Below are 23,576 nucleotides of genomic sequence, written 5' to 3' on the forward strand. Positions count from 1 at the left end.
GCCGATATTCTGGGATGCGCTTTCCGCTAGGGTCCTCAGCCGGAAAGCGCATCCCAGAATTCGACCAAATTGTGGGTCGCACTTTCCGGAGCTAAGCGGCAGTTCGCAAAAAAACGGGTGCAGACCGAAGTCCGCACCCGTAAGCGCTGTTTACTTGCGCATCAAGCCGCCGCGCTCGTCGATGGCATCCCAGAAGGCATCGGCAAAGCGAGGATCGCTTGCGGCCATAAGGGCGTTGGTGGCCATCCAGCCAGAAGGCGTGCCGGTGTCGTAGCCCGACAGAGGATCGATGACGACGGCGTACATGGCCTCGCGGTCGAGCGAACGGGCCATGGCGTCGGTCAGCTGGATCTCGCCGCCCTTGCCGGCCTGCTGGTCGGCAAGCAGCTCCATGACCAGCGGGCTCAGCAGATAGCGTCCGACGATGTAAAGGTTAGAAGGCGCAGCCTCGGGAGCAGGCTTCTCCACCAAGCCGCCGATACGCCACACGGCGCCAGGCTCGGCATCGCCAACGCCCTCAGCGCCCTCGAGGGAGCCCACGCGCTCGCCGGCGATAACGCCATAGCGGCTGACCTCCTCGGGAGCACACGCGGCAACAGCGATAACCGAAGCGCCGCCATGCTCCTTGGAGACGGCAAGCATCTTGTCGCAAATGTCATGGTTGGGCACAACATAGTCGCCCAGAAGAACCAGGAAGTTCTCCCCCGCCACAGCATCGGCCGCCGAGCGAATGGCATGGCCGAGGCCCTTGGGCTCGTACTGATAACGGAAATCGACCGGCATACCGCCAGCGTGGGCGACGGCATCGGCATAGGCGTTCTTGCCGCGCTCGCGCAGCAGGTTCTCAAGCGAACGGTCGGGCTGGAAGTAGCTCAGCAGCTCGGGCTTACCGGGAGAGGTAACGATGATGGCGTCGTCGACCTCCTCGGGGTCGAGTGCCTCCTCAACGACGTACTGGATAACCGGCTTGTCGAGAACCGGCAGCATCTCTTTGGGCGTGCACTTAGTGCCAGGCAGAAAACGCGTGCCTAGACCGGCGGCGGGGATGATTGCCTTCATATTATTCAAGGATCCTTTCGCAGGCGCAAAGCGCCCCAAGCGTGCGGCACGGCGGCCGCAGACCAAATTGCGATACCGAAGTATCTTACCGCCGGAGACATACGTCGCCGTAAGGCAAACGCAATTCTTCAGCAGGTCAACGCAAATTATTGCTCGAATGGTGCAATTTTATGCCCCAGCGGTAACGGGATTGGCACGGCGAAGACAGCGGTGTTCTGCGTGCCGAGCAATGGGAATGAGGGGCCAAAACAAAAAAGACGGGGCTCGCAATGCGAACCCCGTCTGCAAAGAAATCTGGCGAGAAAGCCTGATTACTTGAGGGTGACAGCAGCGCCAGCAGCCTCGAGCTTCTCCTTGGCAGCCTCGGCGTCCTCCTTCTTGGCGCCCTCGAGAACAGCCTTGGGAGCGCTCTCGACGACCTCCTTGGCCTCCTTCAGGCCAAGGTTGGTGAGCTCACGGACGGCCTTGATGACCTGAATCTTGTTGTCGCCGAAGCCCTCGAGCACGACGTCAAACTCGGTCTTCTCCTCGGCCTCAGCAGCGCCAGCAGCGGGAGCGGCGACAACAGCGGCAGGAGCAGCGGCGGAAACGCCGAAGGTGTCCTCGATAGCCTTAACGAGCTCGGAAGCCTCGAGAAGGGTCATTTCCTTAAGAGCATCGATGATCTCATCGGTGGTAAGCTTAGCCATTTCTAAGTCCTTTCGGTTTCCGTGTCTGTGCACGGAGATCAGTTAAAACACGGCGCGAATGCGCCAGGGGTGCGGCGTTGCCGCCGCGGGTGAAAACAGCGACTAGGCTGCCTTCTGCTCGGAGACCTGCTGGATCGAACGAGCGAGACCAGAGGAAACGCCGTTGACGCAGACAGCGATGTCGCGAGCGAAACCGGAGATGAGACCGGCGATCTGGCCGAGAAGCTGGTCCTTGGTGGGCAGCTCGGCGATAGCCTTAACATCATCAGCGGAAACGGCCTTGCCGTCGGAGATACCGCCCTTGATCTCAAGGACACCCTTGGACTTAGCGGAGAAGTCCTTAAGGGTCTTAGCGGCCTCGACCGGCTCGGTCTCGTAGAACACATAAGCGACGGGGCCGGCGAGGATCTCGTCGAGCTCGGGCTGCTCCTGGTTCTTGAGAGCGATCTTGACCAGGTTGTTCTTGTAGACCTTCATCTCGGCGCCGCACTCGCGAAGCTGATGACGCAGCTCCTGAGCCTGCTTAACCGTCAGACCGTTGTAGTTGACGACGAACAGACCGGCATTCTCGGCGATACGGGACTCGATCTCTGCAACCTTGTCGATTTTGTACTGCTGGGGCATGAATTACACCTCCTCGAATTCTTTCCGGGCACGGTCCGCCACAAGGACGTGACGGGGGCATGTCCAAAAAGAAAGCCCCCGCGCTGCATGAGCGACGGGGGCGAGAAGACATATCTACTCGACCACCTCGGCTGGCGGGATATCCCATTAAGCTCGCGGGCAATGCCCGTTTGCACCGGCTGTCTCTGGCAGCGGATTCGTGCGTGAACCGAAAGTATTATGGCGGGGACCCCGGCGTCGGTCAACGGCAACCCTGGCTGCACACAATTCCACCATCTCGGTCGCGCCGCCAAAGGCCAGGCGCAAGCTTTTCGCTCGGTCAGGTCCTGGGCTCGCACGAAGAGCACATTTAGTGCTCTTCGGCTCGTGCGGAATCTACGAAAAGCTTGCGCCTGGCCTTTGGCGGCGCGACCTGTGTTGACTTTGGGGCAGCCAGGGTTGCCGTTGGCCGACGCGCCCCACTCACAATCCTTATGTCGGTGGGCTGATGTGTTGCATCCCTGAGGACTACAAAGTCGAAATGAAGGTGGACAGGCGGCGGAGGCCTTCGTCCAGATCTTGGTCGGAGACGCAGTAGCTTAAGCGGATGTGGCCTTCGGTGCCGAAGCAGTCTCCGGGGACTAGGGCTACGTTGGCTTCTTTGATGGCTTTGATGCAGAAGTCTTCGCTTGTTAGGCCGAATTGTTTGATGCTGGGGAAAGCGTAGAAGGCGCCGGCTGGTTCCACTACGTCGAGGCCCATGGTGTCTAAGGCTGCGAGCACGCGTTCGCGGCGGGCTCGGTAGACTTTGAGCATGGGGGTTGGGTCGACGGTCAGGGCTCGGGCCGCGGCGTCCATCTCAAAGGAGACGGCGCTCGATACTAGGTATTGGTGAGCCTTTGCGATCTCGGCGATGACGGGGGCTGCAGCTGCGAGCCAGCCCAAGCGCCAGCCGGTCATAGCCCATGGCTTGGAGAAGCTCTCGATGACCACCGTCTGCTCGCGTAGCTCCGGGTGGCGCTGGGCAAAGCGCTCATAGCCATCCACATAGACCAAGCGGTTATATACGTCGTCGCAGATTACGTAGATGCCCGCTTGCTCTGCCACGTGTGCCACGGCGTCGAGCGATGCCGCGTCGAGGATACAGCCCGTAGGATTGTTGGGCGTGCAGATGACAATGGCCTTAGTCGCCGGCGTCACGCAGGCGCGAAGCGCGTCCTCGTCAATCTGAAATTGCGCGGGCTCCGTATCCAAAAAGACCGCTTTGGCGTGATTGGCCACGACGATGCTCTCGTACAGGCCAAAGGCCGGCGTGGGGATAATAACCTCGTCGCCGGGGTTGAGCATGGCCATAAATGTTGCCGACAGGGCCTCGGTCGCGCCGTCGGTCAGGATGACCTCGTCGGCCGAAAACGTAAGGCCCGCGTTTCCCATGTAGGTAGACAGCGCCTCGCGCAGGGCGGGACGGCCGTTGTTGGGCGGATAGTGCGTGTCACCGCGGCCCAGCGCGGCGGTCACCTCGGCGCTAATCACATCGGGCGTGGGAAAATCGGGCTCGCCAAGCGCGAGCGCGATGCACCCCGGATGCTGGGCGGCGAGTGCGTTGATCCGGCGAATGCCGGAGGGCTTGAGCGTGGCAAGCGAGGTGTTCATGGGCAGTCGCATGGCATTCCTTTCGTAAGGGTTGCACTAGGATAGCGCGCCCGCGCGCCACCAGACGGTGTAACCTAAACGGAAACCAACCGGAAAGGAGGCGGCATGGAGACAACTGCACGCGGCGATGTACCAAAAACGTTGCAAACCATTGCATATATCAGTATTCCCGAGAGCGCCGATCTTGAGTTTTTGCTTTGGGACCTGCAGGATGCCATCGCCGCCTATGCTCAGCTTTCCGGCACCGCGCTCCCCCGTTCGGTCGATTTGGAGGCGGATGATGCCGGTGTAGTCGATGGCATGGTGTTCGCTGTCGATGATGCATTTGATGATGAGGCGATAATCGCTGTCGAGCAGGCACTCGATCGCTTCGGGAATACAGAGACACGCGTCTACGTCGTCGTCCAGGCCCTGTCAAAAAACAACAAGCAGGCGGACGAAGTCCTCGACCACCTGTACCGGGCATGTATTCTACGCGACCTGCCATGGTGCGGTGGCGTTGTCATCTGCGCCGGCAGCGGTATTGCGGCGCTTCGCCACTCCCCGCGTATGGGCCTCTTACGCCGGCCATTTTCCGAAGCGATGGATAAGCTTGTAGGCGCCGTGCGCATGGGCTGCTCCATAGAGCATGCGCAGCTGCTTGGCGGCGGCGATGCCGATAGTGTCGATGTCGACGGCATGGTGCGCGTCAAGCCCGCCGTGCCCGCACCAATCTGGCGCGCCATCATCAAACGCCTCGGCGCCCATGCTCAATAAAGGATCTAGATTACCGTGCGGTCCAGTCAACTGCCTCGCGCCAGCGCTCGACAAGCCGCTCCAGGCGCCAGGCCGCGTTAGCGGGACTAGTTGACGGCAACACGACAGCGGACAGACCCGTCCGCTCCTGTAGATAGCGCTTATAGAGGCGCCCCGCTGTACCTCCGTTGCATACCACCCGCTCGATGGGCGCAGCTCCAGTGATGCGTTCGATATATGCCGGCACAACGTTTTTGATGCTCGCGTCACTCGAGCCCTTAATGTCGCAGCTCTCGATCACATCCCACAGGGCCACGCCACCGTTCAGCAGCATGGATCGCTTGGCGGCAATAGAGGCGTCGAGCGTCGCGGGCTCGCCGCCCACCAAAGGGTCGCCCTCGTTGGGTGGTACAGGCACACCAAGGCACGCGGCCATCACGCGCCAAAAGCGATTCTGAGGGTTGCCGTAATAAAAGGCATTGGCGCGCGAAAGCACCGAGGGAAACGACCCGAGCACCAAAACGCGCGAGTGCTGGTCAAACACGGGCTCAAACCCATGCTCAATATGTTGATAGCCCTCGTCTGACGCCGCCATGACCTAGGCCCTCAACAGATAGCGCACCTCGTAGGGCGCAAGTTCAAGCGCACCCGTCAGCTCGACCGTGGGTGCATCGTCGGCAAGTAGGTCGACGAAGGAGCCGTTGAGTTCGCCGGCTCCAAAGGTATAAGGCTCGTTCACGGCATTGACCGCCACGAGCACCGTCGCGTCGTCGCAGGCGCGCTCGAACAGCAGCTGCTTGTTCTGTATCACCACGTTGCGGTACGCGCCGTAGCTGAGAGCGCGTGCCGCCGCGTCGTCGGCCGAGCGCAGGTGCGCAAGCTGTGTGATGAAGGCCGTCAGCTCGTTGGGCGCAGGCTCATCGAGCGCAGGGCGCAGCGCCCAGTCGCCATCGGGGCCGCCCTTTTCGCCAGCAATTCCCCACTCGCTGCCATAGTAGATGCACGGGATGCCCGGCATGCCAAAGAGCATGCCATAGGCGGGACGCAGGCACGACTTGTCGGTGAGGATGCTCGCCAGGCGCGGCACGTCGTGGTTGTCGACAAACGACAGCAGGTGCTTGCCGCGGTAGATGCACCACGGGTCGCCGCCAAACTGACGGTGCAGCGAGTGGGCGATCTCGAACATGTTGATCGAGTTAAAGCTGGAGTACAGTCCCTTGTAACACTCGTAGTTGGTGCAGGAGTCGAGCATCTCGTCGTTGACGATCTGGTTGTAGTCACCGTGGAGCGTCTCGCCGATCAGCACAAAATCGGGTTTGAGCTCACGGGCAAAGGCGTGCAGGCGGCGCATAAAGTCGCGGTCGAGCATATAGGCGACGTCCAGGCGCAGACCGTCGACGCCAAAGACATCGGCCCAACGGCGCACGGACTCGAGCAGGTAATCGACCACGGCGGGGTTTTGCAGGTTAAGCCTCACGAGCTCAAAATGGCCTTCCCAGCCCTCGTACCAAAAGCCGTCGCCGTAGCACGAGTCGCCGTCAAAGCTGATGTGGAACCAGTCCTTGTAGGGCGAGTCCCACTTGCGCTCCTGCACATCGCGGAAGGCCCAAAAGCCGCGACCGACGTGGTTGAAGACGGCGTCGAGCACCACGCGGATGCCGTGGGCATGCAGCGTCTCGCACACGGCGGCAAAGTCGGCATCCCCACCCAGGCGACGGTCGATGTGGCGCAGGCTGCGCGTGTCGTAGCCATGGCTATCGGACTCGAGCGGTGGGTTGATGAGCACAGCGCCAATACCGAGTTCCTGCAGGTAGTCGGCCCATTGGGCGATTTTCATGATGGGGGCATCGGGGTTGGGCGCGTCGTTGGCAGCCTGGGCAAGCTCATCCTCGGCAACGGGCGCGGCGTTTTCGCGCGGAGCTCCACAAAAGCCCAGCGGATAGATTTGATAGAACGTCGTCTCGTATGCCCACATAGCAACCTCCCGGTAAGCTCAACACAACGACATCCATTGTATGCCCGGCAGGGTAGTTAATTTGGGACGGACTTGGCACGGCGTATGGCCGGGAACAGCACGGTGATGGCGAGGATCTTGCGAAATAAATGGTACTGCCGAGATGCCGCTGAGCGAATAGAGAGGTGTCCGCACGGGTGGCTATCCTATGATGAAGGCGGCATATTCCCACACCTGACCTACAAAGGTAGTTGAACGATGGCAGACATTAAAATCAAGATCGTCAGCAATCCATATCAAGAAACTGTTCGGTTCTTCCGATGGGATAACGGCTGGCAAGAAATAACGACATCTACAAATCCCAATAGCGCGCTCCATAGCACGAAGATCGTTAACGGATTCTTCCCCTTTAAGGCCGAAGAGATCATCGACATCCTCGCCAAAGAGTTCGGCGGCGGCGACAAAATCGAATTGCATTTTGAAGGCGCGGATGACGAATGGCAGGAGTTGCTCGCCATCTGCACCGAAGGGCCACGCGCCAACACATACGAGGCCATACGAGACGAGCGTTATCTATCAAACGCCCGAGACGTCTTGCCAGAAATTGTCGAAGTCTTCAGGGAAATCCAGGGGCTTGTAGACGAATCAGTCTCCGAGCGAACAAAAGTCTCTGAGCAAATTAGAAAGTTCACCGATGTCTCGAGCGACATCATCCCGCTGTGTGTACTCGGCAACTATAGTGCAGGCAAATCGACGTTCATCAACGCCCTCATTGGCATGGAGATCCTTCCCAGTGGCGACGAGCCTGTAACGGCCCGCATATTCCAAATCAAACGTTCAAAAGACCGAGATCGCGCGATGGTTCAATTCTCCTGTGGCAACAGGCGATTCTTGCTGCGCTTTAATCTTGATGGCCTCATGGAAAACAAAGAGCTTGTGGGGGAGCCCCTATACGACATGATCGCAGCCAAAGTCGCCGATTCCATGCCCGGCATGGCCTCCCATATGAACAGCGCTCTCAAGGTTCTTAACTCATATCATGCCGATGAAGACGACCGGACTATCTCCGATCTGATCAGAATCGAAGTCCCCTTTAGCGATACCGACCCGTGGCCCCATGACAGGGAGTTTGTCATCTTTGACACCCCGGGCTCAAACTCTGCCTCCAACGCCGATCACGCCCGAGTGCTCAAACAGGCAATGGAGGGCCTCTCAAATGGCCTTCCCATTTTCGTTGCGGAGTACAACTCACTCGACACGGAGGACAACAAGAACCTCTCCAACGAAATAGAGCAGATCCCCGCAATCGATGAACGCTTTGCCATGATCGTAGTCAACAAAGCAGATTCCGCCGACCTTCCCAAAGGCGGGTTCGACGATGAAGCCGTCTCGCAAATCATGCGTTGGTCCATTCCGGCCAGCCTTTACGGGCAAGGTATCTACTTTGTTTCTTCCATCCTCGGCCTAGGCTCAAAGAACTCCAGCGAGTTTATAAGCGACAACTATGCCGAAAAATTCGAAGACCAGCAGCGTAAATACACAGATCCGACAAGCCGCTTCTACAAAACGCTCTACCGCTACGACATCCTTCCAGGACAGATCTCGCGCAGAACCAACCGCGAATCCGAGGCTTGCAAGGACCTCCTTCTTGCCAACAGCGGACTCTTTTGTATCGAAAACGAGATACGCCTGTTTGCCGAGCGGTACTCCGCATATAACAAATGCAGCAGGTCGGAATCGCTCCTACAAGAAATTGTCAGCATAACCGAAGAAGAGATTGCCAATAAGAAAACCGACCTCGAACAAAAGAAAGCACAGCGAGAAGCCGAGCTCGAAGAGGATAAGCGCAATCTCATCAACCAGCTCGAAGACTGCAGAGAGCATGCAAGGCTGGACTCCTCGGCCAGCTATGCCAACGCCATCGACAGGAACGTTTCCGCCGAGCAGTGGAAAACCAACCTTGACACGCTTCAAGCACGTCAAGGCGCCATTACCGAAGACAAGCGAGAGCGCCTCGAATACTCAAAACGATCGAACGCAGCCGCGCAAGCGTTTGACTCAATCGCCCCTAACTTTTTCAATAGGCTCGGCGATTCTATAAAAGGAAGCCCGGCAAACACACAAAAGGACGTCGGCTCTCACCCAACATTTGGGTTAGCGGAGGTTGGCAAAGGCCTTTGTGATGACATCACCGATGCGCTCCAAAAAAGATCCGACGCAAAGGCTGCCGAAAGAACAGCCGACAAAGATGCCGCCGACCAGCTCTTTAACGAGCTCATCAATCACTATGACGAATGTACCGAGCAAATAGCTCGGACCATCGATGAGCTGTCGCAAAGCTATTGGAAAGATTGTGCGGAGCATAGCCGCGATGCCCTCTATCGCATCGCTACCAGCAGCGACAATCCTCTTTCCGAAGAGAAGCGCCGAGAGGTCGGCGATATCATTCTTAAATATCGTGGCCTCGCGCTCAATAAGACAAAGGGTCCCATTTTCAGCAAGACAGACTTTACCGAACTGAAGCTCATGGACCGTGTCATCTTTAAATCTGACAAGCTTTTGCTTAGGAAAGTCGAAGATAAATTCAACCGCGAAATCTCACGGTGTTTCTGCGAAGCACGCGCCGAAACAGAGCGCGAGCATACCTACGGCTTTACCGAATGGCTCAACGAGCTGCTCGGCCAAATTACGAGCAATATCACCGACTACAACCCGGTGCTCCATGGCCATGTCGAAGACATCAACAGGCAAACCGCGGAGATCAACGCTCTCGAGGCAAAACTCGAGACGCTCAATAATCGAAAAGAGTACATTGCGCGCGTCATTAATTGGAAGGAATAGGCTGATCGCATGGGCATCAAAAACGCGATTATGCGCGCTGCCGATAAAGCCGGCAACGCGGTCGCAACCGTCTCGGTACTCAGCAGCTCCCAACTCGATGAGGTCGACAAAAAGCGAACAGCATACTTGTCAGAAAAGCCGAATCCGGCAGACGAGCAAGCTATCGAGCTCACCAATCGGCTCTTGGCAACTGCCGCCGTTGAGCTTCACAACGCCTATCTGCCGCAGCTACGAAATGTATACGCGCCGATTGACCCCTCTATCGAATACCCCACGGGCTTTAACGCCGACAACAACATCCGCTTCATGAATATCACGAAGTGGGTCGTCGACCCCAACGAGGACAGTCTCGAGAAGCTCGTAAATGTGTACGACGTTCTCTCTGACGAAGATTGCAACATTGCGCTGGTTTTTAATCGAACCAGCGCAAGCACCGAGGTATTCCTTGCAGTCGTCAACAGCGACAATGCCCGCGACAACATCGACGCCGATAATTTTTCCCGGCGCATGTCGGATGCCCTAAGGGGTAACTTCCCCGGTTCCGAAGTGGGACCCGCCAACCGCGGCCCCATTCCGTGTCTAGACAATCGACGCTCGTCTTCGGTTGCCGCCGTTTCGAATATTCCGGCCGAAAAGAACGAGAAGTTCGTCACACAAACCATTGAGAAAGTTCTTGACGGCATTGTACCCGGCAGGCCGAGCGAAGACTACACTATCGTGCTGCTCGCAACCCCGATTCATAATATCGAATCGCGCAAGCTCCGTCTCGCCGAACTCCACTCACTGCTGACGCCCTATGCCTCATGGACGACCAACTATACCTACCACCGAAACGACTCCATCGGATCGTCCGCGACGGTTGGCATCAATGCAGGCGTGAGTGCCGGCAGGCAGGTGGGGAGCAATCAGGCTGTTGCTCAAAACTACAACGAAACGGACTCGACAAACGAGTCGACCTCGGAATCGAGCAACGAGAGCGTAACCGACTCGTCCACATCGACCGAAAGCATCACGGATACGGTCACCGACGGCAGAAATGAATCCTCGAGCGGGAGCATAGGCGTAAGCGTATCCGCAAGCCATACCGAGGGCTCGTCACACTCCACATCTACGTCTAAAGGCACAAGTTCATCTACCGGCAAAGCCATATCAAACTCGCTCGGCAAAGCCGTTACCAGCGGCGTTGGCAAGGCTGTCTCTAAGGGAGCGTCCGTAACTTCCGGCGTTTCGCACGCCGTAAATCTTGGCGCCAACTTTGGCGGATCATTCGCGCGCTCAAGCACGGTCACCGCTACCATCGGCGTCGACGAAGGCATCACACAGACGTTCAAGAATTACTCCATCCAACACGCACTCGAAATCCTCGAGTTGCAAATGAAACGCTACGACCTCGCCTCGGCACTCGGCATGTGGGACTTTTGCGCCTACGTGCTGTCAGAAGACCACAACGTCGCGAATAACGTTGCCCACACCTACCTCGCCCTCACCCAGGGCAAAGAGTCCTATATGTCTCAGGCTGCGGTAAACCTCTGGCGCGGAGACCTCGGAGAGCAAAGCGCCGACGCTGTGGCAGTCTGTTCCTACCTTCGCGATTTGCGCCACCCTGCTTTTGCCCTCTCCCCCGCCCTGCTCGATCAACATCCAAGTTTTTCGGTTTACCCAGCAACAGTCGATGCAACGACCGCCCTTTCGGGCAAAGAGCTTGCCTACTCGCTCAACTTTCCCAAGAAATCCGTCCCAGGGCTGCCCGTTATCGAGTGTGCCTCTTTTGGACGCAATGTCTCAACGTTCGATGGCACGCAGCCCCAACAAGGCCTTTGCATAGGCAAGGTTTTCCATATGCATCGCGAGGAGCGCATTAGGACGTTCCTGTCAAAAGACTCACTTGCCTCGCACACCTTTGTTACGGGCAGCACCGGCGCAGGAAAGACCAATACCGTCTGCCGCATCCTCGATCAGGCGCTCGATCAGCAGGTCAACTTTCTTGTCATTGAACCTGCCAAGGGCGAATACAAGGACGTGTACGGGGGCCGCGAAGACGTAAACGTCTTTGGAACCAATCCAGAATTCACACCGCTCCTGCGCATCAATCCTTTTAGCTTCCCGTCCGGCATCCATGTGCTGGAGCACCTCGACCGACTCGTTGAGATCTTTAATGTTTGCTGGCCCATGTACGCCGCCATGCCCGCCGTCCTTAAAGACGCTGTCGCCAGGTCATACGAAGACTGCGGATGGGATCTTGCCGCTTCTGATAACCCGTATGGAGCCGATCTCTTTCCCTGCTTTGCAGATGTTGCCCGCAACGTCCGCGAGATTCTCGACTCCAGCGAGTACGATGCCGAAAATAAAGGCGCCTACAAGGGGTCGCTGCTCACGCGTCTCAACTCGCTCACCAACGGGCTCAACGGCATGATGCTTTCGTCGAACGAAGTCGATGCTAGCGTGCTTTTTGACGCCAACACAGTCATCGATCTATCGCGCATTGGCTCCGCCGAAACAAAATCCCTACTCATGGGTCTTCTTGTACTCAAACTTCAAGAACATCGTATGGCCGAGAAAAAGGACATGAACCAGCCGCTTCGCCATCTGACCGTGCTTGAAGAGGCGCACAACCTGCTTAAGCGATCGTCGAGCAACCAAGGCTCGGAGAGCGGCGACCTGACAGGCAAGAGCGTCGAGATGATCTCAAATGCCATCGCCGAGATGCGCACATACGGCGAAGGCTTCATCATCGCCGACCAGGCGCCCGGCCTTCTCGATATGGCAGCCATTCGCAACACAAATACCAAGATCATCCATCGCCTGCCCGATCTTTCGGACCGCGAGCTCGCTGGTCGCGCCGCCAACCTCAACGACCAACAGATCGTCGAACTGGCACGCCTGCCTAAGGGCGTTGCGGCCATTTACCAAAACGATTGGGTTGAGCCGGTGCTCTGCAAGATCGCCAAAGCAGAGGATGGCGAGCACTTTACATACAGCCGCCCCATCGAAGACATCACAGACAACCAACACGATGACGCTCTTTCCGTAGCGCGCATGTTGGCATACGGCATCAGCATTGGAACCGAGGCGGAACTGCATAGCGTTCGCGAACGGCTCGATCGCCTCCATATCGGCGCGTCCACAAAGGTCAGTATTCTGCGCACCGCTCAAAACCCGCCCAACGAACCGCGCATGACCAAGCTGGCGCCCATTATGAGCGCGCTGTTCCCCGATGTCGTCAAAACGGTCGAACGTGAGCTCAAGAGCAGCAATGAAGCCGAGCAATTGACAAGAGCGGCAGAAGCGGCACTCAGGTCCTCCATCGGCCGCGATATCGACAGCCGCACCAGGCAGGTCATCATTCAGGGCATCATGACCGATGTCTTGTGTCTGCAAATGCAAGATACCCAAGCATATTCCGATTGGCACAACTGGAACGAGAATAGCGAGGTGAGCTAATGACATTTAAGCTAATGGAGTTCACGCAAATGAAAATCGACGAACCCAAACCAGGCGATAAACTTGGGTTCAATCCCGATAAACTCATTGGCCCCGAATCAAAGGAAACCAAAACAGAAGTTAGCGATATCGACCGAGCAGACTACATCAATCCTGACAAATTGATTGAATCCTCAGTGGAATCGTGTGACTACCCTTCTACTTATGAGGAACGGCTGGACCGTACACCGACCATAGAGAATCCCAATGGCAAATGGTCGGGCGATCGAGGGGAGTCGATGTTTGTTCCCACAGTCGATAGGGTTTGCGAGATTCTTCGAAACAAAGGTCTTGAGGGCATCAATTACAGGGATGGAATTCCTGACTTCAACCCTATCTCTGAGGCGAAAGTAACCATACAAGGCATGAGCCAGCATAGGCTTTCGCAGATTGGCGAGAACGGCGAGCGCATTGTCGGCAACTATGAAAAGGCAGACATTGAATGCGCAAAAGCTTGGAACCTTGAGCAACGCGATGGCAAAGAAGACTGGACCAATAAAGACGTCAAAAAATGGCGCGTGGCAAACGGGTACACCTGGCACGAGCACAATGACATGAAAACGTGCTGCCTTGTTCCGACCGAAGTTCACGACGTATGCAGGCATCTCGGCGGCGTAAGCGAAATCAAAAATATACTGAATCAGATTGGCGGCTTCGATGACTAACAGCATAAATCTGTGGGGCAGGGATTTCTCGCTCCCCGTCTATTACGAGTGCAACTCGGACCAAGGCGTCCTCGACATTCAAAAGGAAGCAAAGGACGCCCTGCTTGCAAGCTGGGATATCGTTGAGGACAGCAAGGTAGCGATCGAAGATTATTGTCTCGAAAGAGACGGCGATCATATTGAGGGCCCCATTACAAACATCTTTAGATACGTTATTCCGACCAGCATCGTGGTACTTCGAAGCGATGATGCTCGCAAAGCAGCGCTCATGTGCAACTATCGCTTTGACCCCGAACACGGACTTGCTGCGGTATTTGAGAACGAGCAACTTACGACTGTTGTCCCCCAAGACGAGCTCTAGGTCGATCATACGCAGACAGAAATACGAAAACCGAGGCCACTCCAGCACATACCGGAGCGGCCTCGGCCTCTTTTACGTATGCTCAGCGAGGTAGCTAAAATAGCCCCGTCCCAAATTAGCTACCCCAGCCCCTTTCTAAGTTGCGGTGAAATACGGACTGTTTGCCGGGTTTATTGGGCCCAGCAGTCCGTATTCCACCTCAACTGATGAGGAGGATGTGGCTAGGCGACGGGCTTTGCGCGGCGTATGGCCGGGAACATCACCGTGATGGCGAGGATGACGCCCACGACGGCAATCGCCCCGCCCACGAAGCCGATCCAGGCGATACCGGGGCCCGAAACCACGGCGCCGCCGATCGCGGTGCCCGTGCCGATACCCAGATTAAACAGGCCCGAGAAGATCGACATGGCGACAGCCGACGAATCCGCCGGCGTGTACTTGATGAGCTCGGCCTGGAACGCCACGTTAAAGGCCGTGGCGCAGCAGCCCCACAGCACGCAGACGGCAAGCACTGCTGCGAGCGACGATGCGGCCGAACCTATGAGCAGCAGGGCCGCTGGCACGCCGGAGAGCGTGATAGCCAAAAACGGGAAGCGGTGCCCGTCGAACAGGCGGCCAAACAGCCAGCTGCCCACCAGACCGGAGCAGCCAAACGCCGTCAGCGTCATGGTAATGGCGCCCGCGTCGACGTGCGCGACCTGCGCCAGGAAGGGCTCGATATAGCTGTAGCCTGTGTAATAGCCGGTCGCCATAAAAACCGTGACCGCGTAGAGCGCGATGAGGAACGGGTTCTTGAGCAGCTCGGGCAGCTGTTTAACGGCAAAGCGCTCACCCGCCGGCATGGCCGGGAACACCGCTGCCTGGTACACCACCGCGGCGGCAGAGAAGGCCCCGACCACAGCAAACGTCATGCGCCAGCCCACAGCCAGCCCGATGGCGCGGCCGATCGGCAGGCCAAAGATCTGCGCGATGGACGAGCCCGTGGCGATCATGCTGATGGCGAGCGCCCCGTGACGGGTGTCGACCAGGCGCGAGGCCATAATCGAGGCGACCGACCAGAACACGGCATGTGCGCAAGCGACCACCAGGCGTGCACAGACCAAAATAGGATAGGTGGGCGCCACGGCGGACAGGAACTGACCCAGAGAGAACACGGCGAGCACGCCGAGCAGCATACGCTTGAACTCAAAGCGCGAGGCAAACACCATAAGCGGCAGCGACAGCAGCATGACGCCCCAGGCGTAGACCGAAATCATGATGCCCGCCTGGGCCTCGGTGAGCGAGAACGACGCGGCAATATCAGTCAGAAGGCCGATGGGCATGAACTCCGATGTGTTGAACACGAACGCGCAGCAGGCGAGCCCGATAAGCGGGAACCACTGCTTGAGCGAGATGCCATCTTGTCTTGCCTGAGTCATGTAGGAAACCTCTCCGATTGTCTTGGGCGGTGGGCGATTATAGCAATGAGAAGTCTATAAATGCGCAATAAAAGAATTCTTGGAAAACGATCGTTAACAGACGGCGCGCCAATTCCGCTTAGAAAGTAAGGTGTGCAGGAACTCAATGTCGAAAACGCGGCTTCATCTTCGGGCTATCGCGCCTGCTCGGATACGCACAAGGACACCCCCATGAGCACGTCAATTTCGAGCCAACTCGCAACCGCACAATGAACTAGCAAAAGCAGCATATAAGCAAACGCCCCATAATAAAGTCCCTCATGTACAAGCGACGTCACTGAAAGTGCCGACGGCAGCGCCGCACTCGAAACTACCCATCCGACAAGAACAGGGATAGCGCAACTTGCAACCAGATTCCATGTCACCAGCAGCATTGCGGGACGCGCGATTTCTCTGCAGGAGGAACGAAGCGCCGTGACCGAACGCATGATGTAGCGTGGTGCAAACCGAATGCCTCGTAGCCCCCTCTGCCCCACGTCCGCATCTTCAATTAACACAAATACGAACGACGCGGAAAGAAGCGTCACGATTACTGCCACCACCAGCGAGCACAACACCCCGAGCTGACTGCTCGCAAGCGAGGCAAAGACTACAATTGCCGATAAAATCAAGTGAACCAAATAAATTAGCAGCGCCCCAGAAATCTGGAGGGGAACCGTCGAGGCTAAGAGGTAAACCGAAGGGGTTCGAGCCGGTTGCAGCGTCTCTTTGGACCGGCCGACGGCAAAAAACGAAAAAGCCACATTCGATAGAAGCAGGTTTAAAAAGGCTGCGACCACAGTGCAAATAAGCGTAATGGACGGATTGATATAGGCGAGCTCAGTTGCAACGTTTGATACACCAAGTTGAAGCGCGCTCATAACAAACAAGGGGATATATAACGCCATCGTGCAGCCACTCCGGCATCCCTTCGCCCGATCGCCCGATTCCAGAAAGACATTGAAGTTCTCTCGTAAGTTCACTCTATACCCGTTTTCTTACTAAGCAGGGCGAACGGGCGCCAATATAAACGCCGGTCCGCCCATCCACATTTCTAGTTTTAACGTCCAGACTAGTCTGTCCAGCCGTCGATGTAGTCGCGGTTAAGATCAATGTACTGCGCGGCGATATCTTTCGCCAAGGAGTACGAATTAACGAGCGGGTGCATCGCAAGGCTCTCGACAATGTCGCGCTTCGATCGGTTAACGATGCCACGCGCCACGGTGCGCTCGTAGTACTTGACGCGACGAATCAATTCGAGGTTTCCCGCGGGCACAGAATCGGCTTCGACGCGATGCGGTACGCAACCATCGGTGGAGATATCGCACGTTGATTCAATGACATCTGTATCGAGAAGACCGGGGATGGCGCCATTGTTGGGGGTGCACAGGATCATCTGCTGCGTCTTGCCAGAGCGAGCAATATCCATAAAACGGAGCGCGACACCTGCGTATCCGCCAGCATCTTTACCGTACACGTCAAACGTCCACGGCTTGTCACGATGAATACCCGTCTCGGCCGCCATGTAGTTGTTTTCGCGCATTCCATACCACTTCTCAAAGCACGCCAGGCCTTTTTCGAAGTCGTTCTCAATATCGATAGTTGCAAGCTCGCTCGTCATTTCTCGATTAATTTCTTCGATTAGTTCGCCGCGCGTCTGGGGCGAAGAGAGAACGTTGGCAACGGCACGCTCGCGATAGTAGAAATAGTATAGGTACTCATTTGGCACGCATTCGCGATTTAGGACGAGGTCCTTCTCGAAGAACCTAAGATCTGTATGAGCATATGCCCCGTCGTCGTGGATCAAGTCGGGCATGATGTCCTCGCCGTCAACCGTCACACTGCGGAAGAACGAGAGGTGGTTGAGTCCATAGCACTCGCCCTGAACCGATGCGGGATCAACACCTTTATATTCGGCAAACTGATGCAACATGCCCGAGGGGGCATCGCAAATGCCATAAGTAAAATCATAGCCCATATCACGTAGGGCCTGAGATACGACGCCAGCGGGATTAGTAAAGTTAAACACCTTGACGTCCGGCTTTGCGTACTTCTTGATTAACTCGCAATACGAAGCAAGCGCAGGGATGGAGCGCATGGCAAAAGACACGCCGGCTGCGCCAGTCGTCTCTTGGCCAAGAACCCCATGTGAAAGGGCAATGCGCTCATCGCGAACGCGCATATGGTCCCCTCCGACGCGAATCGTGGTGATCACGTAATCGGCGTCCTTAACGGCCTCGACTGCATCACCCGTCAGTGAAAAATTAAGCGCGGGGCAAAGCATGCCCGAGACATGGGCGGCGAGGCCGCCGTAGATGCGCAACTTCTCAGGATCATTGTCCATAAACACAAGTTCGTCGATCCCAAGCGATGACGCCTGCTGGGCTATGCTCTTTGCCAAAAACATGGAGCGGACGCCGCCGCCGCCTATGACCGTAAGTTTCATATCGAAACCCCCAATTAGCACATTCAATATTGCATGGTTCGCCTGTGTTTGGATATTGTATCCAGCATGGAGGGCCGCTTCCCGCCCCGGCTGCAAGGCGGGAAAGGAATTCCCCAAGGAGTTATTATTTACGCAACGGAAGCGGCCACACACGTCCGGCGGGAAGGGGCACCGATGGTTGATAAAAAGCAGATTTCCAAGCTCTACTCAGCCGCAAAGCTATCCGAAACCGAGCAAAGCGTACTCGAATACCTGCTCAACAATATCGACACCCTCGATGATATTGGTATAAAACCCGTCGCTATGGCATGCTTTACCAGCATGACGACAGTCATCAGGCTTTCGAAAAAGCTCGGCTACCGTGGCTACCGCGAAATGATGTACGATCTCAAGCACCTTCAGCATGTCTCCCGCGAAATGAATCAATCACTCAAAGACAGTAGCGTCCACTTCGTATGCCACACCGGAGATGTAGACGTATTCATCGCCGCCCTGCATCGCAACAGAATGATCGGAGTAAACGGAGAGGGCTTCTCACGCATCGTTGCGCAGTACATGGCGACCAAGCTCGTTGGACTTGGCTTTTTGGCCGTCATACAGGACTTCCTAGAAACCGATCAGTTTGTCGAATCCAACCGAAATACGCTCAGCTGCATGATGCTCATATCCAAATCGGGCCAGACAGAAGCCATCCTGGAAACCGCAAGGGCATGCCACGACGCGGGCATTACGACCCTCGCGTTTACCGGCAACGAAGACAGCGAGCTCGCCAAGACGGCAGACGCGATCTTTACGATACACGACGATCACCCAATGGATCTTAAGAACGTTAAGCCTAACTGCTTTACCGGAAGTTGTATTCTCGCATTCGAAGAACTATTGAGTATCTGCCTTGACAATCTAAAACAAGAAGGCTTGGCCCCCTAAATCATGCGATAGGAAGCCAAGCCCTAGAATTGCGCTATGCAATTGCAAACCACTTGCGCGTTTTACTCGTCACCGAGAACGTCGTGCACCTCAGAAGCGACTTCGCCGACACGAGGACCGTAAATGACCTGGATTGCCTTGTCGCTCAGGCGGATAACGCCCATAGCTTCAAGATTCTTGGTGAACACCTCGTCGTCTGCAACCTTAGAACCATCCTTGACAATCACGCGAAGACGTGAGATGCAGTTGTCAAGATCATCAATGTTGTCGGCTCCACCAAGCGCTTCGACAATGCCAACAGCAAGCGCGCTGTCCTTGGTCGCATGGCCCTGGACTGCCTTTTTGGGAGTGCTACCAGACTCGCCCTTTGCCTCAGCGGCCTTTGCCTCGAACTCGGCTCTGCTGTTGATCAACTCGATATCGTCACCGTCATCTCGACCGGGCGTCTTGATATCGAACTTAGTAATAAAGAACCGGAAGAGGAAGAAAGCTGCCAGGAAAAAGGCGGGGAGCAGAATAAGGTACGGAAGCAGATTAAGCTTCTCGGGGCGGAATAAGAATGGGATCAGGTCCTTGATATTTCCCTGGTACACCGAAACGCCCATTGCCTCCGAGAGAACTTCACCCAGTCCAGAAAGCGGAGCATAAACGCCAAAGTAGAGCCAGGGAGCGGCAAACAGGAACGTAAAGAGAATCGGCTCCGTAACACCAAAGAAAACAGTCGAAATCACTGTGGGGATTAAAAGACCGGCAACCTTCTTGCGGTTCTGGGGCTTGGCACAAGACCACATAGCAAGAGCGATGCCCGGGAACAATGCGTAATCGTTAATGCCATAGCCAGCCATGAAAGCCCTAACCAAGAGCTTGTCGCTGCTGGGAGAAGCGAGCTGTGCAAGCTGAATGGCGCTATTGCCCACCACGCGCGTTCCATCTACGACCATGGAGCCGCCAAGCTCAGTCCAATACATGGGCGTCTCGAGCAGCGGATGCAAGCCAAACGGCACAAGGCTCTCAAGTACCCAGCGATAGACAAACGTACCGAACAGACCGGAGCCTTTCACGAACGTCGCAATACCCGAAAAGCATCCACCGATGACGGGCCAGACGAAGTACATGATGCCGCCCAGGATGCCACCGGCGATCAGCGATACAATGGGGACCGTTCGACTACCCGCAAAAAACGCTAGCGCCGTTGGAAGCTTGGTCTTGTAAAAACGGCCGGTGATCCAGGCGACCAGGCAGCCCACGATAATGCCGCCAAAGACACCAGAGCTGTAGCCAAAAAAGCCGAGCGAGGTAGTGTAGAGTGCGGACTGCTCACTCGCCTGAATGGACGTAAGGCCGACGGCCTGAAGAGCTTCCACCGTTGTATTGTCGGCAGCCAAGCCAGCTGCTCCAAGCAGAATCTCAACCGTCTTGAGCATGGTGAGATAACAAACAAGGGCAGAAAAGGCAGCCCAGCCCTTCTCTTTGCGAGACAAGGAGAAGGCGCAGCCGACGGCAAACAAAACACCGAGGTTTCCAATGATTACCTCGCCGAGACCCTTAAATACCGAGAAGAACGTAAAGAGCGGCGAAGCGGCATACCAATCCCAATTAACGCCAAGGGATACAAGGGTCAGTTCGGTCGTAAAAACGCTACCGATACCCAAAAAGAGACCGGAAATGGCAATGAGCGTAATCGGAACGAGCATTGCCTTTCCGAACGATTGGAATTTTTCTTTCATCAATTCCCTCCTCAATGATCCTCTATAAACGACTATCGCGCCCCACGTCCCCACACAGGCGAAACGGAAGACATGTTCGGCAATAGAAGCAAGGTGATTGTAGAAAGGAGTACACAAAATGCGAATCGACATCGCGCAATACGGTTAAATCGACCGACGATTGCAAGTATTTACGAATCCGTAAACGGCAGCAAATCGGCAGCGAACGGCAATCTGCAGCGTAGGACAGTCCCCGCGGGCCGACAATTGCCGGTATTTTGGCTCATATTTATTGAATTGTTGCTCGCCCAAAAGCGCGGAGCATCAACGCACCCCTAAGCCAACCCCAGCAATATGCCCGCCGAATGCACGACAAACGCCACGATCCAGGCGACCGTCACCTGAAACGCGAACACGGCAACGGCATAGCGCGCGCCCAACTCGCTCTTGACGGCACCGATTGCCGCCACGCAGGGCGGGTACAGCAGCGTAAAGACCAAGAACACGTAGGCGGTAAACGGCGAAAACATGGTCGACAGCGCCGCGGGTGACGTTGCATCCAAAAGCACGGTGAGGGTCGAGATGACGCTCTCCTTGGCGATAAGTCCGGTGACGAGCGCCGTGGATGCACGCCAGTCGCCAAAGCCAAGCGGCGCCAACGCCGGCGCGATGATGCTACCCAGACCGGCAAGTAGACTCTGCGACTGATCGGCGACCACATTAAAGCGGATGTCAAACGTCTGGAGGAACCAGATGACCACGGTGGCGGCAAAGATGATGGTAAAGGCCTTGGTAATAAAGTCCTTGGCCTTATCCCACGCCAGCATCACCGTCGTCTTGATGCTCGGCAGGCGGTAGTTGGGTAGCTCCATGATAAACGGCACCGGGTCGCCCTTAAATGCCGTGCGGTTGAGCACCAAAGCCGCGATGCAACCGACCGCAATGCCAATCAAATAGAGCGAGACCATGGCTGGGACCGTCGCCTGCGGGAAGAATGCTCCGCACAGCAAGCCGTAAACCGGCAACTTGGCCGAGCAGCTCATGAACGGCGTGAGCATGACCGTCATCTTGCGATCATGCTCGGATGGGAGTGTACGGGTCGACATGATAGCCGGCACGGTGCAGCCAAAACCGACGAGCATGGGCACGAAGCTGCGGCCCGACAGTCCAAAGCGACGCAGCACCTTATCCATGACAAAGGCCACGCGCGCCATGTAGCCGGAGTCTTCCAGAATGGAGAGGAACAAGAAGAGCACGACGATAATCGGCAGGAAGGTCAGCACGCTGCCCACGCCCGTAAGCACGCCGTCGACAGCCAGCGAGCGCACCACGTCGTTGGTTCCGAACGCCTTGAGACCCGCATCGGCCGAGGCGATGATGACAGCGATGCCGTCCTCCATAAGTCCCTGCAACGCCGCGCCGATCACGCCAAACGTCAGCCAAAAGACGAGGCCCATGATCACCAGAAACGCCGGGATGGCCGTGTAGCGACCCGTCAGGATGCGGTCAATCTTAACGGAGCGCACGTGCTCGCGGCTCTCGTGCGGCTTCACCACGCAGCGCCCGCACACGTCGCCGATAAAGCTAAAGCGCATATCGGCCAGCGCAGACAGGCGGTCGGTGCCAGCCTCGCCCTCCATCTGGGTAATGATGTGCTCGATAGCGTCAAGTTCGTTGCGATCCAGGTGAAGTGCCTCGGTCACCAGCTCGTCGCCCTCAACCAGCTTGGTCGCCGCAAAACGCACCGGAATGCGGGCCGTCACGGCATGGTCCTCGATCAGGTTGGCAATGCCGTGGATGCAGCGATGCAGCGCACCGCCGTCCGGGCCATCGGGCGCGCAGAAGTCCAGGCGACCCGGGCGCTCGCGGAACCGCGCCACATGCAGAGCGTGATCCACCAGCTCGTCGATACCCTCGTTGCGGGCAGCGCTAATGGGGACAACAGGCACGCCCAACAGGCTCTCGAGCAGGTTGACGTCCACGGCGCCGCCGTTGGCCGTCACCTCGTCCATCATGTTGAGCGCGATGACCATGGGGCAGTCGAGCTCCATAAGCTGCAGCGTCAGGTAGAGGTTGCGCTCGATATTGGTGGCATCGATGATGTCGATGATGGCGTCGGGATGCTCGTCAAGGATGAATTGACGGCTGACAATCTCCTCGCCCGTGTACGGCGACAACGAATAAATACCGGGCAGGTCGGTAACGCTCGCCTCGGGGTGGTTACGGACAGTACCGTCCTTGCGGTCGACCGTCACGCCGGGAAAGTTACCAACATGTTGGTTGGAACCCGTCAGCTGGTTGAACAGCGTGGTCTTGCCGCAATTTTGGTTGCCGGCGAGGGCAAAGTGCAGCGGCGCGCCCTCGGGCACGGCCGTTTTTGCCGCGCGGGGCGAATACGTCCCCTCACCGAGCGCCGGGTGCTCCGTCGTGCCGATTGCGGCGTTAACGCGCGGGCTCGTATCGGTGTCGTGAATACCCACGAGCTCAATGCGAGCAGCATCGTCTTTGCGCAGCGTCAACTCGTAGCCACGCAGGCGAATCTCGAGCGGGTCGCCCATGGGGGCGTACTTCATCATGGTGACTTCGGTGCCCGGCGTTAAGCCCATGTCCAAAATATGCTGTCGGAGTGCCTGATCGTCCGATGCCACCGATGCGACAACGGCGTCCTTTCCAATCTCGAGTGTATCGAGCTTCACGTCCGTGTTCCTCCCCCGACGCCCACAGGGCGTTGCATTTATGTTCACCATTGCTAACCGTTTGCCATGGCTAACCAATTTTAACCATGCATGATAGCGCGAACATGCAGCGACGTTCAATCAACAGATTGTTGCAATGGGGATTCCGGACCCCGGTTTTCCAGACGAGCCTGCTGCGGAAACTGCATCCCACTACTCAGGCGAATTCCGGTCCCCGATTTCCCGATGGGGCCTCTCGGGGAAACTGCGTCCCACTTTGAAGCTTCAAAACGGGATGCGTTTTCCGGTTGAGGCATCTTGCGGAAAATGCATCCCGGAATCGTCG

Annotated in this window: 17 protein-coding genes; 6 read left to right on the plus strand and 11 right to left on the minus strand. The window is 56.7% G+C overall.

Features of this window, described 5'->3' with window-relative positions:
• Nucleotides 1-150: 150 nt before the first annotated feature.
• The 4 genes from ACQRAP_RS08025 to ACQRAP_RS08040 all read right to left on the minus strand — a co-directional run bounded on the left by ACQRAP_RS08025 (nt 151) and on the right by ACQRAP_RS08040 (nt 4,016).
• A complete protein-coding gene (locus ACQRAP_RS08025; protein WP_368136490.1) occupies nt 151-1,059 on the minus strand; it encodes a UTP--glucose-1-phosphate uridylyltransferase in 909 nt (302 codons plus the stop codon).
• A gap of 311 nt (nt 1,060-1,370) precedes the next feature.
• The gene (gene rplL / locus ACQRAP_RS08030; protein ID WP_154514707.1) at nt 1,371-1,748 is read right to left on the minus strand and encodes a 50S ribosomal protein L7/L12; all 378 of its coding nucleotides are present in this window, start codon (nt 1,746-1,748) and stop codon (nt 1,371-1,373) included.
• A 102-nt stretch (nt 1,749-1,850) separates the two neighbouring features.
• On the minus strand, nt 1,851-2,372 hold the full coding sequence (rplJ, locus tag ACQRAP_RS08035; protein WP_117646079.1) for a 50S ribosomal protein L10: 522 nt from the start codon (nt 2,370-2,372) through the stop codon (nt 1,851-1,853).
• 507 nt (nt 2,373-2,879) lie between these two features.
• Complete coding sequence (locus tag ACQRAP_RS08040) at nt 2,880-4,016, minus strand: pyridoxal phosphate-dependent aminotransferase (RefSeq protein WP_427795337.1); 1,137 nt, start codon at nt 4,014-4,016, stop codon at nt 2,880-2,882.
• A 93-nt stretch (nt 4,017-4,109) separates the two neighbouring features.
• On the opposite strand from ACQRAP_RS08040, the gene ACQRAP_RS08045 reads away from it, so the two are divergent.
• Complete coding sequence (locus tag ACQRAP_RS08045; RefSeq protein WP_427795338.1) at nt 4,110-4,760, plus strand: hypothetical protein; 651 nt, start codon at nt 4,110-4,112, stop codon at nt 4,758-4,760.
• A 10-nt stretch (nt 4,761-4,770) separates the two neighbouring features.
• Here ACQRAP_RS08045 and ACQRAP_RS08050 read toward each other — a convergent pair whose 3' ends face one another.
• Nucleotides 4,771-5,334, minus strand: coding sequence for a uracil-DNA glycosylase family protein (locus ACQRAP_RS08050; protein ID WP_427795339.1), 564 nt, complete (start codon nt 5,332-5,334; stop codon nt 4,771-4,773).
• Nucleotides 5,335-5,337: 3 nt separating this feature from the next.
• Nucleotides 5,338-6,714, minus strand: a complete 1,377-nt coding sequence (locus ACQRAP_RS08055; RefSeq protein ID WP_427795340.1) for an alpha-amylase family glycosyl hydrolase — start codon at nt 6,712-6,714, stop codon at nt 5,338-5,340.
• A gap of 237 nt (nt 6,715-6,951) precedes the next feature.
• On the opposite strand from ACQRAP_RS08055, the gene ACQRAP_RS08060 reads away from it, so the two are divergent.
• Genes ACQRAP_RS08060 through ACQRAP_RS08075 form a run of 4 tightly spaced genes read left to right on the plus strand, consistent with a single transcriptional unit; the run spans nt 6,952 to nt 14,040 of the window.
• Nucleotides 6,952-9,534, plus strand: a complete 2,583-nt coding sequence (locus ACQRAP_RS08060; RefSeq protein WP_427795341.1) for a dynamin family protein — start codon at nt 6,952-6,954, stop codon at nt 9,532-9,534.
• A 9-nt stretch (nt 9,535-9,543) separates the two neighbouring features.
• A complete protein-coding gene (locus ACQRAP_RS08065) occupies nt 9,544-12,975 on the plus strand; it encodes an ATP-binding protein (protein ID WP_427795342.1) in 3,432 nt (1,143 codons plus the stop codon).
• Between the two features lie 29 nt (nt 12,976-13,004).
• A complete protein-coding gene (locus ACQRAP_RS08070; protein WP_427795343.1) occupies nt 13,005-13,679 on the plus strand; it encodes an HNH endonuclease in 675 nt (224 codons plus the stop codon).
• Nucleotides 13,672-14,040: a DUF6985 domain-containing protein gene (locus ACQRAP_RS08075; RefSeq protein WP_427795344.1), complete on the plus strand. Its 369-nt coding sequence runs from the start codon at nt 13,672-13,674 to the stop codon at nt 14,038-14,040. The genes ACQRAP_RS08070 and ACQRAP_RS08075 overlap by 8 nt, the downstream gene beginning before the upstream one ends.
• A gap of 221 nt (nt 14,041-14,261) precedes the next feature.
• On the opposite strand, the gene ACQRAP_RS08080 is transcribed toward ACQRAP_RS08075, so the two are convergent.
• The 3 genes from ACQRAP_RS08080 to ACQRAP_RS08090 all read right to left on the minus strand — a co-directional run bounded on the left by ACQRAP_RS08080 (nt 14,262) and on the right by ACQRAP_RS08090 (nt 17,922).
• Nucleotides 14,262-15,458, minus strand: a complete 1,197-nt coding sequence (locus tag ACQRAP_RS08080; protein ID WP_427727098.1) for an MFS transporter — start codon at nt 15,456-15,458, stop codon at nt 14,262-14,264.
• Nucleotides 15,459-15,631: 173 nt separating this feature from the next.
• Nucleotides 15,632-16,384: a hypothetical protein gene (locus tag ACQRAP_RS08085; RefSeq protein WP_427727095.1), complete on the minus strand. Its 753-nt coding sequence runs from the start codon at nt 16,382-16,384 to the stop codon at nt 15,632-15,634.
• Between the two features lie 164 nt (nt 16,385-16,548).
• On the minus strand, nt 16,549-17,922 hold the full coding sequence (locus ACQRAP_RS08090; protein ID WP_427727092.1) for a 6-phospho-beta-glucosidase: 1,374 nt from the start codon (nt 17,920-17,922) through the stop codon (nt 16,549-16,551).
• 174 nt (nt 17,923-18,096) lie between these two features.
• Between ACQRAP_RS08090 and ACQRAP_RS08095 the strand changes: the two genes are divergently transcribed.
• The gene (locus ACQRAP_RS08095; RefSeq protein ID WP_158550125.1) at nt 18,097-18,849 is read left to right on the plus strand and encodes a MurR/RpiR family transcriptional regulator; all 753 of its coding nucleotides are present in this window, start codon (nt 18,097-18,099) and stop codon (nt 18,847-18,849) included.
• 62 nt (nt 18,850-18,911) lie between these two features.
• On the opposite strand, the gene ACQRAP_RS08100 is transcribed toward ACQRAP_RS08095, so the two are convergent.
• Complete coding sequence (locus ACQRAP_RS08100; RefSeq protein ID WP_427727089.1) at nt 18,912-20,576, minus strand: PTS transporter subunit EIIC; 1,665 nt, start codon at nt 20,574-20,576, stop codon at nt 18,912-18,914.
• Nucleotides 20,577-20,890: 314 nt separating this feature from the next.
• Nucleotides 20,891-23,302 carry a ferrous iron transport protein B gene (feoB, locus tag ACQRAP_RS08105; RefSeq protein WP_427795345.1) on the minus strand — a complete coding sequence of 804 codons (2,412 nt, stop codon included), beginning with the start codon at nt 23,300-23,302 and terminating at the stop codon, nt 20,891-20,893.
• Nucleotides 23,303-23,576 lie beyond the last annotated feature (274 nt).

Source organism: Collinsella sp. SGI.180 (assembly GCF_050313455.1).
Lineage (GTDB): Bacteria > Actinomycetota > Coriobacteriia > Coriobacteriales > Coriobacteriaceae > Collinsella.

Bases quoted from the DNA above. Each gene is read 5' to 3' on its own strand.
- ACQRAP_RS08065 (WP_427795342.1), top strand. From the start codon at position 9,544: ATGGGCATCAAAAACGCGATTATGCGCGCTGCCGATAAAGCCGGCAAC.
- ACQRAP_RS08080 (WP_427727098.1), bottom strand. From the start codon at position 15,458: ATGACTCAGGCAAGACAAGATGGCATCTCGCTCAAGCAGTGGTTCCCG.
- ACQRAP_RS08050 (WP_427795339.1), bottom strand. From the start codon at position 5,334: ATGGCGGCGTCAGACGAGGGCTATCAACATATTGAGCATGGGTTTGAG.
- ACQRAP_RS08075 (WP_427795344.1), top strand. From the start codon at position 13,672: ATGACTAACAGCATAAATCTGTGGGGCAGGGATTTCTCGCTCCCCGTC.
- ACQRAP_RS08090 (WP_427727092.1), bottom strand. From the start codon at position 17,922: ATGAAACTTACGGTCATAGGCGGCGGCGGCGTCCGCTCCATGTTTTTG.
- ACQRAP_RS08055 (WP_427795340.1), bottom strand. From the start codon at position 6,714: ATGTGGGCATACGAGACGACGTTCTATCAAATCTATCCGCTGGGCTTT.
- ACQRAP_RS08100 (WP_427727089.1), bottom strand. From the start codon at position 20,576: ATGAAAGAAAAATTCCAATCGTTCGGAAAGGCAATGCTCGTTCCGATT.
- rplJ (WP_117646079.1), bottom strand. From the start codon at position 2,372: ATGCCCCAGCAGTACAAAATCGACAAGGTTGCAGAGATCGAGTCCCGT.
- ACQRAP_RS08085 (WP_427727095.1), bottom strand. From the start codon at position 16,384: ATGGCGTTATATATCCCCTTGTTTGTTATGAGCGCGCTTCAACTTGGT.
- ACQRAP_RS08095 (WP_158550125.1), top strand. From the start codon at position 18,097: ATGGTTGATAAAAAGCAGATTTCCAAGCTCTACTCAGCCGCAAAGCTA.
- ACQRAP_RS08060 (WP_427795341.1), top strand. From the start codon at position 6,952: ATGGCAGACATTAAAATCAAGATCGTCAGCAATCCATATCAAGAAACT.
- ACQRAP_RS08070 (WP_427795343.1), top strand. From the start codon at position 13,005: ATGAAAATCGACGAACCCAAACCAGGCGATAAACTTGGGTTCAATCCC.
- rplL (WP_154514707.1), bottom strand. From the start codon at position 1,748: ATGGCTAAGCTTACCACCGATGAGATCATCGATGCTCTTAAGGAAATG.
- ACQRAP_RS08040 (WP_427795337.1), bottom strand. From the start codon at position 4,016: ATGCGACTGCCCATGAACACCTCGCTTGCCACGCTCAAGCCCTCCGGC.
- ACQRAP_RS08025 (WP_368136490.1), bottom strand. From the start codon at position 1,059: ATGAAGGCAATCATCCCCGCCGCCGGTCTAGGCACGCGTTTTCTGCCT.
- feoB (WP_427795345.1), bottom strand. From the start codon at position 23,302: ATGGTGAACATAAATGCAACGCCCTGTGGGCGTCGGGGGAGGAACACG.
- ACQRAP_RS08045 (WP_427795338.1), top strand. From the start codon at position 4,110: ATGGAGACAACTGCACGCGGCGATGTACCAAAAACGTTGCAAACCATT.